Below are 12,404 nucleotides of genomic sequence, written 5' to 3' on the forward strand. Positions count from 1 at the left end.
GAGGTTCTCACGGCAATTGGGCGACGAAGGACGCCGAGTTCGATACCGCGCCGAAGACGCCGCCCTGCATCTTGATCATCTTGATCGCGGCGAGATGATTGCCGTAGTCGGTCGCTCCGCAGCAATCCTCCAGCATGACGCATTCGAAGCCGCGGTCGTTGGCCTCGCGCATCGTGGTGTGGACGCAGACATCGGTGGTGATGCCGGTGAGCACGATGTTTTCGATGCCGCGCTGGTTGAGGATCAGCTCGAGGTCGGTGGCGCAGAACGAACCCTTGCCGGGCTTGTCGATGATCGGCTCGCCCTCCCCCGGGTAGAGGTCGGGGATGATGTCCCAGCCGGGCTCACCGCGCACCAGGATGCGGCCACAAGGACCGGGATCGCCGATGCCGGCATTGATGCGGCGCGAACGCCAGCGCTTGTTGGCCGGCAGGTCGGCGAGATCGGGCCTGTGCCCCTCGCGTGTGTGGATGATGGTGTAGCCCTTCGCCCGCATGGCTGATAGCACCGATTTGATCGGCTCGATGGGCGCCCGCACCAGCGAAAGGTCGTAACCCATGTGGTCGACATAGCCGCCCGGCCCGCAGAAATCGGTCTGCATGTCGATGACGATCAGCGCCGTGTTGTCGGGCCTCAGATCGCCATTGTAGGGCCATGGATAGGGGTCGGCGTCGATGTAGCGCTGGGTGATCCCGGCTCTGGCGTTCATGGCAAAAACTCCAGTCTGGACGCGGTCATTTGGTGATCGATAGTTCGCCCGGCGCGCCGGCAAGCGAACGGCTCGGCGACGAGGTGGCGATCATGATGACGAGGGTGAGAATGTAGGGGGCGGCGTAGAAGAGATAGTAACCCTGGGTGACGCCGACCGACTGCAGCGCCGGGCCCAACGCGCCGGCGCCGCCGAACAGCAGCGCGGCGGCAAAGCAGCCGAGCGGGTTCCAGCGCGCGAAGATGACCAGCGCCACCGCCATCAGCCCCTGGCCCGACGAGATGCGCTCGGTCCAGCTGCCGGGATAATAGAGGGAGAGATAGGCGCCGCCGATGCCGGCGAGAGCACCGCCGACGCCGGTGGCGACAAGGCGCACCGTGTCCGGGTTGAGGCCCATGGCACGCGCAGCGTCGGAACTGTCGCCGACCACGCGCAGGATCAGACCAACGCGGGTGTTTCGGAAGGCCCACCACAGGAACACCGCCAACGCGGCGCCGATCAGGAACAGCACATTGACGTTGAGCGCCGCCTGCACCTGCGGAATGTCAGACCAGCCACCGAAGGGGATGGCAGGCAGGTCGGGTGCCGAAGGCTGGATGTACGGCTTGCCGAAGAAGAAGGCGAGACCCGAACCGAACAGCATCAGCGCGATGCCGATAGCGATGTCGTTAACCCCAGGGAATTTGCAGATCCAGCCATGGAACAGGCCGAAGCAGAGGCCGGCGGCGGCGGCGGCCAGCAGGCCGGGCCATGGCGAGGCGGTCATCACCGCCACCGCGTAAGCCGTCATCGCGCCGAAGACCAGCATGCCTTCGAGGCCGAGATTGATGCGGCCGGAGCGCTCGGTGATGGCTTCGCCAAGCGATACGAAGATGAAGGGCGTCGAAACACGGATGGCGCCGCCGACGATGGCGAGCGGAACACCCCAGAGGCCGATCTCGGTCGCTACCATCAGATAGTCCCCTTCAAGAAATCGGGCCTCTGCCAGAGGTCTGGATTGAAGGCCTTGAAGCGGCCGTAGAAGGTCTCGCTGAACAGAATGACGATGAAGAGCATGCCCTGCAACACCAGCACGGTTGCATCGGGCAGGTCCATACGGCGCTGGATCAGGCCGCCGGACGCGTCGATGCCGCCAAGCAAGACGGCGACCGGGATGATGGCGAGCGGGTTGTGGCGGGCGAGGAAGGCGACGAGAATGCCGGTATAGCCGTAGCCGGCGGCGAGCGAGGCGTTGGCGCTGCCTTGCACAGCGGCAACTTCGAGCATGCCGGCAAGACCGGCGAAGCCGCCGGCAAGCGCGGTGAAGCCGACGATCAGCGGCCCAACGGCAAGTCCCTGCACCTGGGCTGCCCTGACATTGCCGCCGGCAATGCGGGCGGCGAACCCCCAGCGTGTCTTTTCAATCAGCAGCCAGGACACAACGCAGGCGACGATGCCGACGACGAGGCCCCAATGCACCTCCATGCCGGGAATGTTGCCGAGCCGGTAGATGTCGGCCAGCGGCTGGGTGGAGGGTTTGTTGAGCGAGGTGGGGTCGCGCAGCGGCCCTTCCACCAGATGGTTCATCAGGGCGATAGCGATATAGGCCATCAGCAGGCTGGAAATGGTTTCGTTGACGGCGCGGTAATGGCGGAGCGCGCCGACGGCACCTATCCAGATGCCGCCGGCGGCCACGCCCGCCACGCCCATAAGCAAGATGACCAGAAACGCCGGCGCGCCGTTCAGCGCGACACCGACAGCAGCCGCTGCAACGCCGCCCAGCACGATTGCGCCTTCGCCGCCGATGACGACGAGGCCAAGCCGGGCCGGCAGGGCGACGCAAAGCGCCGCAAGCAAAAGCGGTGCGGCGCGCGACAGCGAGTTCTGGATCGAAAACCACGAGCCGAAGCCGCCGCGCCACATCGTTTCATAGAGCTGCACGGGCGACTTGCCGACCAGCGCGATGAACAGGCTGAACAGCACCATGCCGACGATCAGCGCCGCGAGCGGGATGACGAAGCCTTCCGCCCGCCGGGCGATCCATTCGAGCGCCGCCGGAAATCCCTTACCGCCGGTCATGGCCGGCACATCCGCGCTGCTGACCGTATCTGCCATCGCCCCGTCTCCGGTCGCGCGTTCAACTTCAGGCGGTCGAACCGACGACGCCCTCGACGAGATAGTCCATGCTTTCGAGCTCGATGGCGGTCTCGACGAAGGCCTGGCTTTCGGTCGCCACGACATCGCCCTTGTTGCTCTTCAAGGGCCCCTTGATGACGGAAAAACCGCCCTTCATCATTTCGGCCAGCGTGCCGTCGAACTGCTTGCGGGCCGCTTCACTGACAGCAGGGCCGAGTGGGCTCATCTTGACGAAGCCGTCGGCCAGTCCGCCGCGCGTGAAGTTGGGCAGCGGCGTGCCGGCAACGAGGTCGTCGACGAACATCTTGTAGACCTTGGCCCAGTTCCATTCGGCGCCGGTTAAGTACTTTTCGGGAGCCAGCGGGCTCTGGTTGGCGTGGTAGCCGCAGACGAAGGCGCCGCGGCCGGCGGCCGTCTCGACCATCACCTTGGGGCTGTCGACATGGCAGGTGATGACGTCGGCGCCCTGATCGACCAGAGCGTTGGTGGCCTCGGCTTCCTTGATCGCCAGCGACCATTCACCGGTGAAGATCACCTGGCAGGTGATTGCCGGGTCGACCGAACGCGCGCCGAGCAGGAACGAGTTGATGTTGAGCAGCACCTGCGGGATCGGCTTCGCGGCGACGAAGCCTAACTTCTTGGTCTTGCTGGTGTGACCGGCGACGACGCCGTTGAGGTACTGGCCCATGCCGATGTAGCCGAAATAGGAGCCGGCATTCATCGGGTGCTTGTCCTTGTTCCACATGCCGCCGCAATGGCGGAACTGCACGTCCGGGAATTTGGCGCACATGGCGAGCATGTGCGGATCGAAATAACCGAAGGAGGTCGGGAAGATCAGCGAAGCGCCGTCGAGGTTGATCATCGATTCCATCGTCTTCTGGACGTCGACCGTCTCGGGGACGTTCTCTTCCTCGACGACCGAGATGCCCTCGATGGCCTTCAATGTCGCCGCCCCTTCGGCATGCGCCTGGTTGTAGCCGTAATCATCCTTGGGTCCGACATAGATGAAGCCGACGGTGGCGGCAGCGGCGAAGGCCCTGCTGATGGGAAATGACGCTGAAGCCAGGCCGAGTGCGGCTCCAGCGGCGGAGGTCTTGAGCAGATCGCGGCGGCTAAGCATGAATCTCTCGGTCATGTGAATGCTCCCCTTTAGGACCCTTTCCGGGTCGGTTAACGGCCTTCTCGAAAAAGTGCATGCAATCAATGTGCCAGTTTTGAAACAAGAATTTATCGAATAAAATCAACGGAAACGTTGATGCGCGCTGCACAAGGGCGAGGCAATTGCATACACTTCTTGCCTTGAAAATGATCAGTTTGACAGGCGGATTAAAACCTAGGCATACAGGGATGCCGGCGAATCGAAATCGGCCCGCGAGCCGTTCACCTCATGGCCTGGATGCGAAGAAACTGGACGGAGGAGATGTGTCGGGAAAGCGCAGCTTGATCAGGTCGGGCACGACCGTCGATCAGATGGTGAGGGCGATCGCCGACCGGATCGTCACCGGCTTCCTGCGCCCGGGCGAAAAGCTCGACGAGGCTTCACTCGCTGCCCGCTTCGGCGTATCGCGCACACCCGTCAGGGAGGCGCTCAGCCGGCTCAGCGCCATGGGACTGGTCGAAAGGCGGCCCAACCGGGGCGCTATCGTCGCCGTGGTGACGCAGGAGCATCTCGCCTCGATGTTCGAAAGCATGGCCGAACTGGAAGCGATCTGCGCCCGCTTCTCGGCCGAGCGGATGACCGCCGGTGAGCGCCGTACGCTTGAGATCGAGCACCAGGCCTCGGCGCGTCTCGTCCAGTTGCGTGCCGAGGAGGATTATGAGTATTTCAACACCGAGTTCCACACCCGGCTCTATCGCGGCGCCCACAGCACGCACATCTACGAACTGACTGTCATGACGCGCAGCCGGCTGGCGCCGTTCCGGCGCGCGCAATTCATGCTGCCGGGCCGCCTGGCCAAATCCTGGCAGGAGCATGACGCGATCGTTACCGCAATCATGCGCGGTGATGGCGCTGCCGCCGGAAGCGCCGCCAGGGATCACGTTTCCATCGTCAGCGAAGCGAGCGCCGTTTTTGCCGCAACTGGCCCTGTGAAGCCGGCTGCTACCGCCGACTCTGCGCGTCCATGATCTCGACGAAGCCGCCGAAGAGACCAGCCTGTGCGGCATTCAACCGGAAGCGGCCGTCCTTGGCATAATGACCGACGGCGAAATGCGCTTTCGCCTCAAGGAGAATGCGGCCTACATGGCACGGACGCTGGGGAATCGCTGCCGAAGCCATTCTCGCGCTCGCAAGGACGTGACCTGATGCTCAAGAGCACGACAAATGATGCACCATCCGTGAGCCCTACGGATGATCCAGGAAGCTGGCTGGAACAGCACGCGATCAGCGAGGTCGAGTGTCTGGTGCCGGACATGAACGGCGTCTTGCGCGGCAAGGCCTTGCCTTCGGCCAAGTTCCTGAAGTCACTCGAGGATCGCGCGCTCTATCTGCCGAGCAGCGCATTCCTGGTCAGCATCGACGGCCGCTATTCCGGTTCCATCGACGAGGGTTTCGTCTATCAGGACCCCGATATGCGGATGATGCCGGATGTCGCGACACTCTGCCTGGCGCCCGGCGCCGGTGCGGGCAAGGCCTATGTCTTTGCCGATGCTTTTCACATGGACGATCGGCCGTGGATGGCCTCGCCGCGCCACGTGCTGAGGGCCGTGCTCGATCTCTGTCGCCAGCGTGGATGGCAGGCGGCGGTGGCGCCGGAGCTCGAATTCTATTTGACCGCACCCAACCCCGATCCAGACCGGCCGTTGACCGCGCCGGTCGGGCGCAATGGTCGCTTCGAAAGCGTGCAACATCCCTACGACATGGCGGCGTTGGAAGAGTTTGAGCCGGTGATCCGGCGCCTCTACGATTATGCCGAGGCGGCTGGATTGCCGCTCGATACGCTGATCCATGAATCGGGCACGGCGCAGCTGGAGATCAATTTCCTGCATGGCGACGCGCTGCCGCTGGCCGACAAGGTGCTGCTGTTCAAGCGGATGGCGCGCCAGGCGGCGCAGGAAGGTGGTATGCATGCGACCTTCATGGCCAAGCCGATCGCGGCACAAGCCGGCAGCTCCATGCATCTCCACATGTCGGTCGTCGACGAAGCCGGCAAGACACTGTTTTCCGACAGTGATGGTGCCGACACCGAGATGTTCGGACATTTCATCGGCGGGTTGCAGAAATACATCCCCGAAATCATGCCGCTGTTTGCGCCGAACGTGAACTCGTTCCGCCGCATCCGGCCCAATCACAGCGCGCCGGCCAACATCGATGGTCGCACGACAACCGCTCCTGCGGCCTGCGTGTGCCGGCGGGTGGCGGCGCCGCGCGTCGAGTGGAAAACCGGCTGCCCGGAGCCGACGCCAATCCTTATCTGGCAATGGCCGGTTCGCTCATCGCAGGCTATCTCGGCATCGAGGAGAAGATCTCGCGAGCGCCCGAGGCGTCGGGCAATGCTTATCGCAGCAAGAGCACGCTGCCGAAAACCATGGAGGAAGCGCTCGATCGTTTCGCCGCGTGCAGTCCGGCTCGCGCGCTGCTCGGCGAGGACTTCTTCCAGACCTACCTCCGTGTCAAGAACGTCGAGCTCGACCTGTTCCAGGGCGTTGTCACATCGTGGGAACGAGGCCATCTGCTGCTCAAGGTGTGACGGTGGGCCAAGGGGGGCGCGGCCGGGCATGCGAACGCGCTGATTGCAGAAAGGAGTAGGACGATCATGGGGCCAGGTCGGCTGACGAAGAAGGAACGGCACGAGCTGATCCTCTCCGAGGTGCGCAGATCGGCGTCTATACGCATCTCCAAGTTGGCCAGGCGCATCGGCGTCGCCGGCGAGACAATCCGCCGCGATCTGATCGAGCTGGGCGAGACAGGGCTTATCAATCGCACCTATGGCGGCGCGACGATCTCGCTGATGACGTCCGAACCGGTTATCACCGAGCGTAGCCTGACCATGGTCGAGGAGCGCGCTCGGATCGGACGCGGCGCGGCAGGCCTTATCGAAAAGGGCCAGATCGTGATGATCGACGGCGGGTCGACGACCTACGAGGAGGCGCGCAATCTCTCGCAACTGAAGCGGGACCTCGTCGTCATCACCAACTCCACCGGCGTGGCGTCGGTGGCCGGCGCCAACCCGACCTTCCGCGTCATCCTTTGCCCTGGAACCTATGACAGCCGTGAAGGCAGCGTGCTTGGCGAAGACACTGTCGAATTCGTCCGCCGCTATAATGCCGATTTCGCCATCATCGGCGCGTCGGGCGTGACCGCGGATGGCCCGAACGACATGATCTCGGGTTCGGCGGCGGTCAAGCGGGCGATGATGTCCCGGTCGCTGTCGACGGTCCTGGTCGTGACCAACGACAAGTTCGGCCGCGCCAGCCTCGAGCACGTCTGCGACTTCCGCGACATTTCAGACGTCGTCACCGATTCCGGGCCGCGGGCCGAGATGCGTGCGGCCATCGAAGAGGCCGGAACGGAGCTCCATGTTTTCGCCGGCGGCTGACCGCGCTGTGCAAATGGAGGAGCCGTCGCTCTAACCGGCATCCCTGTTGGTCAGCGCGATGTGACAGCAGCCCGAGCCGCGGCCCGGCGTCCAGGTGACGTTGTCGAAGCGCACGCCGGTCGCTTCGAACAAGCCGCGGTCGAAGGCGCCGGCTATGCGGCACAACGTGGCGAGCTTCTCGTCGCCGACGCCGGCCTCGACCCAGGCATCCTTCAGCGGGCAGCGCTTCACCTTGAAGGCGATGTGGTGATCGCTGCGTTCGACATCGGTCGGATACATGCGGCCGCCGTCCGGGCTGACGGCGAGAAATGCTTCGCCTATTGCCGGCGCGTCGTTGGGTCCGAAGCCGGCGAAGGCTGTCGCCGCAACCTCCTTGCCGCGCTGTTCGATGGTGCGGATCATGATCGCCTCGGCCTTTTCGGCACCGAATTCCGCGGTCAGCTCGTCAAGGAACAGGCGATAGAGATCGGCCCGGTTGCGGAAGGCTGAATCGAGTTCGCGCGACAGCGTTTCGGCTCTGGCTTCGGGATTGGTCATGATGCGTCCTGCCTGCTGGTCCTGTTCAATCTTGGCGCCGCCGCCACCAGCGCCTTGCCGATGGCCGATCGCGGCGCGTCGATGACGGTGCGGGCGTTGCCGCTCTCGGCGATCCGCCCGGCGTCGAGAATGACGAAACGGTGGGCGATGGCTCTGATAACGCCGAGGTCGTGCGAAATGAACAGATAGGCGATGCGCTCCTCGCGTTGTAGATCGAGCAGCAGCTGCAGGATCTGTCCGCGCACTGACACGTCGAGCGCCGACACAGCCTCGTCGAGCACGATCAGCGACGGCTTTGTGGCGATGGCGCGGGCGATGGCGACGCGCTGGCGCTGGCCGCCGGAGATTTCATGGATGGCGCGACCGGCGAGATCGGCGCTCAGCTCGACGCGCTGCAGCAGGGCGGCGATGCGGCCTTCAATTCTAGCTGAACCCGGCAGCAGCCCGGCAATGGCCAGCGCCAGCGTGCTCTTGCCCGAACCGCTCTCGCCGATGACGGCAAGACTCTCGCCTGCAGCGACATCGAGGCTGATGTTTTTCAGCGCTGTCACCTCGACGCCGTCGCGCCGATAGGTCACCGTCAGATCGTGGATCGAAAGCAGCGCCGTCACGACAGCCCCCTCATTGCCGCCGTCGTCTCGACGACGCCTTCGCCGGCGAGGTAGACGCCAAGCACGGTCAGCACGAGTGCTACGCCGGGAATGATCGACAGGAACGGCGCGGTGCGCAGCATGGCGCGGCCTTCGGCGATCATGCCGCCCCAGGTGACGCGGTTGGGATCGCCCAGGCCGAGAAACGACAATGCCGCCTCGGTGAGGATCGCGGCGGCAACGATCACCGACGACAGCGCCAGGACCGGCGGCAAGGCGTTGGGCAGTACTTCGCGAAAAGCGATCTCCAGCGGATGCATGCCGATGACCCGGGCCCCGGCGACAAAATCGCGCTCGCGGATCGACAGCACCTCGGCCCTTGCCACACGTGCCGGGCCGGTCCAGGCGCCGAGTGCGATCGCCGCGACGACAACGCCGAGCGACGGCCCGACGATGCTGACGAAGGCCAGCGCCAGCAGGAAGCTCGGCACGGTCTGGAACGCATCGGTGATACGCATCAGCACCTCGTCAGCGAGGCCGCCGGCAAAGCCGGCCAGCGTGCCAACGATGGCGCCGACGGCAAGGGCGGCGGCTGCCGCCGCCAGCCCGACGGCCAGCGATGTGCGAGCGCCGTGGAAAAGCTCGGCCAGCACATCGCGTCCGAGGCGGTCGGTGCCAAGCGGCAACGACCAGTCCTGAAACGGCAGCAGAAGTGCCGTCCCGGCAATGGCCTGCGGATCGCCGGGAAAGAGCAAGGATGCAGCGAGCGCCATAGCAAACAGTGCGGCCAGGATGACCGCACCGGCTATCGCTTCCGGCGTGCGAAGGAAACGGCGAAGCAGGTTCACGCGCCGGCCTCGCTGGCGCCAACGCGTGGGTCAAGGAGGGCGTAGGCGATGTCGACGAGAAGGTTGATGACGACGACCAGCACGGCGCTGGTAAGGATGATGCCGAGCAGCAGCGGTGTGTCGCGCGCCGCCACTGCCTCCTGCGCCAGCCGGCCGAGACCCGGCACGGAAAAGACGCTTTCGATGACGACGCTGCCGCCCAGCATCTGGACGGATTGCAAGCCGAGCATGGTGACCAGCGGCAGCAGCGCGTTGCGGGCGACATGGTGGAGCACGATGCGGCGGCGGGAAAGTCCCTTGGCGCGGGCGGCCAGGACAAAATCCTGCCGCCAGACCTCGGCCATGCCGGCGCGCATCATACGCAAATAGAGCGCGAGATAGATGAAGCCGAGGGCGGACACCGGCAGCACGAGATGGCGGGCGATGTCGGCAGCGCGCTCAAGGCCTGTCTTGGCCGAGACCAGGGTCTCGATGCCGCCGATCGGCAGCCAGCGCAGGTCGACGGCGAAGACGATGATCAGCACCAGTCCCAGCCAGAAGCCCGGCACGGCGTGGAGCGCCAGCGAGCCGATCGACAGGAGGCGATCGCGAAAACCGCCGGGCCGCGCGCCGGCATAGATGCCGAGCGCCGAACCGAGACCGAAGGAAAGCACCGTGGCGCTGCCCATCAACAGCAGCGTGTTGGGCAGACGTTCGAGGATCACGTCGCGGATCGGCCGCGAAAAGGTCACCGACTGGCCGAGGTCAAGATGCAGCAGCGCCCAGAGATAATTGGCCAGCCGCGTCAGCTCCGTCTGGTCGAGGCCCCAGCGGTGGCGCAGCAGTTCGATCATGCCGGCGTCGCCGCCGGTCGAGACGATATAGGCATCGACCGCGTCGCCGGGCGCGGCTTCGAGCAGCAGGAAGGTCCCAATGACGACGATCAGCAGCACGAAGATGCTGCCGACGAGACGGCGGCGAAGCAGGGTCAGGGCGCGTGTCATGCGCGTTTTACCCTCCCTTTTGCGGGGAGGGTGAAGCCGGTGGAGATGTCCGACAGGACAGAGGGGGCGCGAAGGAACTCTCATGGTTCAACCTGAGCACCCACACAAGAGACGTGCAAGCCTGGAGAGAAACCTTACCCTTCGATCCAGGTGTCCGCCCAGCTCGATACCGCCCAGCGTGGGTTGTCGGCGATGTTCCTGACTGTGTCGCGGGCGACGCTGATGAAGCTCCATTCGGCGATGTTGATCAGCGGCAGGTCTTCGGCAACCTTCTTCTGGAACTGCTTGTAGAGTTCTGTGCGAGCGGCGGTGTCGAGCGTCTCGGATGCCTTGGCGATGAGGGCATCGAGATCGTCGTTCTTGTAGCCGCCCTGGTTGGAGAAAGGCACGCCGTCCGGGATGCCGCTCTGCATAAGAATAGTGGTCGAGATCGCCGGGTCACCGCGGAACACCGGCGGCCCGACCGCCAGGTCGAAAGCGTGGTCGGTATAGACGGCCTTGATGTGTGCGGCCGAGTCGTTGTTGACCAGCTGGGCGTCGATGCCGATGGCGGCGAGCGCCTGGCGCAGATAGTCGCCGAACTGCTTGGTCTCGTTGAAATAGGGCGCCGGCAGCAGCCGCAGCGAAAAGCGCTTGCCGTCGTCGTTCTTCTTGTAACCGGCTTCGTCGAGCAAGGCGTTGGCTCTGGCGACGTCAAAAGCATAAGTCGGAACATCGGCCGTGTAGAATTGTGGGTCGTTTTTCGGCACCGGGCCGGTGGCGGTGGCGGCGTAGCCGAGGAACACCCTCTTGACGACGAAATCCTTGTCGATGGCATGGGCGATCGCCTGGCGCACCTTCAGGTCGGCCAGTTCCTTGCGGCGATGGTTGATCTCGACGACGAGTTGGTAAGTCAGGCCTTCGTAACCCTTGGTGATCACCTTGAGGCCAGGCACCTTGGAGATGCGGTCCAGGTCGGCAAGCGGCACGGCGGAAAAGGCAGCAAGCTGGATCTCTTCTGCCTCGAGCGCGCTTGCGGCAGAGGTGCGGTCGGGCAGCACCTGATAGACGATCTCGTCGAGGTAGGGCTGGTCCTTGCCCCAATAGTCGGCATTCTTCTCCAGCCGGTAATATTGGCCGGGCTTGTAGTCGGCGAATTTGAACGGACCGGTGCCGACCGGGGCATTGTTGGCCGGGTTGTCCTCGATCTTTCCGGTCTCGTAGACATGCTTCGGCACCACGCTGCTCAGCGCCGGCAAGGCATTGCGGATCAGCTGGAACGGTGTTGGCTTGGTGAATTTGAACACGGCAGTGAGTTCGTCCGGCGTGTCGACCGCCTCGAGGTCCTTGAACACGGTACGGCCGAGATTCTGCAGCGGCTTCCAGATCTGCAGTGCCGAGAAAGCGACATCTGCTGAGGTGAAGGGTTTGCCATCATGCCATTTGACGCCCTCGCGCAATTTGAAGGTCACCGACAAGCCGTCGGTGGCACCCTCCCAGTTGACGGCAAGGCGCGGGTCGAGCCCGTCCTTGCCGTCGAAGGAGGCCTCGGCCAGCGTCTCCACGATCTTGCTCGAGATGAAGAAGACGCCGTTGGAGGCGACGATCGCCGGATTGAGGTTGCGCGGCTCGGAATCAGCGGCAACGTCCAGCCGGCCGCCCTTTTTCGGCGTCTGCGCCCAGCCGATCGTCGGCATGGCGGTGGAGGCCAGAAGCAATGCCGAACCGGCAAGCATGGTACGCCTGGAAATCCTGAAATCTGACATGATCGAACTCCGTCCTCTCCGCGACCCGGCCGGGCGCCCTCGACGCTCGCGAGCATCCCTTGCGGCGGCGATTATGGGCCTTGTCCGGGGTTTCGCCAGAGACGGAATTGGCGCATCCTGGCGTGGCTTTGAAAATTTCGTCCGCTGGACCAGTGCGAGGGAGCAGTTCAATGTGCTTGGTCTGGTAAGACCAGATTAAGCCAATGCGGTCGATGTGGGCCGGCAGCTTTAGAACTTGGTGGCCGTTCGGCCCATTTCTGGCTGGACCAGACCGGGCGAAATGATGCAGATTTGACCGACAGCCAGAACATCAGGACCAAACAGTCGGCGATCCGACCA

At 64.2% G+C, this 12,404-nt stretch carries 11 protein-coding genes and 1 pseudogene; 3 read left to right on the forward strand and 9 right to left on the reverse strand.

Annotation, left to right across the window (positions count from 1 at the left end; all coding sequences use genetic code 11):
- Positions 1-7 precede the first annotated feature (7 nt).
- The 4 genes from EN859_RS06345 to EN859_RS06360 form a co-directional block, all read right to left on the reverse strand.
- On the reverse strand, positions 8-709 hold the full coding sequence (locus tag EN859_RS06345) for an isochorismatase family cysteine hydrolase (RefSeq protein ID WP_127852406.1): 702 nt from the start codon (positions 707-709) through the stop codon (positions 8-10).
- A gap of 25 nt (positions 710-734) precedes the next feature.
- Positions 735-1,661, reverse strand: coding sequence for an ABC transporter permease (locus EN859_RS06350; protein WP_127852405.1), 927 nt, complete (start codon positions 1,659-1,661; stop codon positions 735-737).
- The gene (locus tag EN859_RS06355) at positions 1,661-2,767 is read right to left on the reverse strand and encodes an ABC transporter permease (protein WP_245525500.1); all 1,107 of its coding nucleotides are present in this window, start codon (positions 2,765-2,767) and stop codon (positions 1,661-1,663) included. The genes EN859_RS06350 and EN859_RS06355 overlap by 1 nt, the downstream gene beginning before the upstream one ends.
- A 64-nt stretch (positions 2,768-2,831) precedes the next feature.
- Positions 2,832-3,959, reverse strand: a complete 1,128-nt coding sequence (locus EN859_RS06360) for a BMP family ABC transporter substrate-binding protein (protein ID WP_127852403.1) — start codon at positions 3,957-3,959, stop codon at positions 2,832-2,834.
- Between the two features lie 305 nt (positions 3,960-4,264).
- Between EN859_RS06360 and EN859_RS06365 the strand changes: the two genes are divergently transcribed.
- From EN859_RS06365 to EN859_RS06375, 3 genes and pseudogenes are all read left to right on the forward strand, one after another.
- On the forward strand, positions 4,265-4,951 hold the full coding sequence (locus EN859_RS06365) for a GntR family transcriptional regulator (protein ID WP_127852402.1): 687 nt from the start codon (positions 4,265-4,267) through the stop codon (positions 4,949-4,951).
- Positions 4,952-5,128: 177 nt separating this feature from the next.
- Positions 5,129-6,513 (forward strand): annotated as a pseudogene (locus tag EN859_RS06370) (glutamine synthetase family protein).
- Between the two features lie 66 nt (positions 6,514-6,579).
- Positions 6,580-7,362: a DeoR/GlpR family DNA-binding transcription regulator gene (locus EN859_RS06375; RefSeq protein ID WP_127852401.1), complete on the forward strand. Its 783-nt coding sequence runs from the start codon at positions 6,580-6,582 to the stop codon at positions 7,360-7,362.
- A gap of 30 nt (positions 7,363-7,392) precedes the next feature.
- Here EN859_RS06375 and EN859_RS06380 read toward each other — a convergent pair whose 3' ends face one another.
- The 5 genes from EN859_RS06380 to EN859_RS06400 form a co-directional block, all read right to left on the reverse strand.
- The gene (locus EN859_RS06380; protein WP_127852400.1) at positions 7,393-7,899 is read right to left on the reverse strand and encodes an L-2-amino-thiazoline-4-carboxylic acid hydrolase; all 507 of its coding nucleotides are present in this window, start codon (positions 7,897-7,899) and stop codon (positions 7,393-7,395) included.
- Entirely contained in the window at positions 7,896-8,510 is a 615-nt protein-coding gene (locus tag EN859_RS06385) for an ABC transporter ATP-binding protein (protein WP_127852399.1), read from the reverse strand. The genes EN859_RS06380 and EN859_RS06385 overlap by 4 nt, the downstream gene beginning before the upstream one ends.
- Entirely contained in the window at positions 8,507-9,337 is an 831-nt protein-coding gene (locus EN859_RS06390; RefSeq protein WP_127852398.1) for an ABC transporter permease, read from the reverse strand. The genes EN859_RS06385 and EN859_RS06390 overlap by 4 nt, the downstream gene beginning before the upstream one ends.
- Positions 9,334-10,320 carry an ABC transporter permease gene (locus EN859_RS06395; protein ID WP_127852397.1) on the reverse strand — a complete coding sequence of 329 codons (987 nt, stop codon included), beginning with the start codon at positions 10,318-10,320 and terminating at the stop codon, positions 9,334-9,336. The genes EN859_RS06390 and EN859_RS06395 overlap by 4 nt, the downstream gene beginning before the upstream one ends.
- A 134-nt stretch (positions 10,321-10,454) precedes the next feature.
- Positions 10,455-12,065, reverse strand: a complete 1,611-nt coding sequence (locus EN859_RS06400) for an ABC transporter substrate-binding protein (protein ID WP_127852396.1) — start codon at positions 12,063-12,065, stop codon at positions 10,455-10,457.
- Positions 12,066-12,404 lie beyond the last annotated feature (339 nt).

The sequence above is a fragment of the Mesorhizobium sp. M00.F.Ca.ET.216.01.1.1 genome (assembly GCF_004010325.2).
GTDB lineage: Bacteria > Pseudomonadota > Alphaproteobacteria > Rhizobiales > Rhizobiaceae > Mesorhizobium.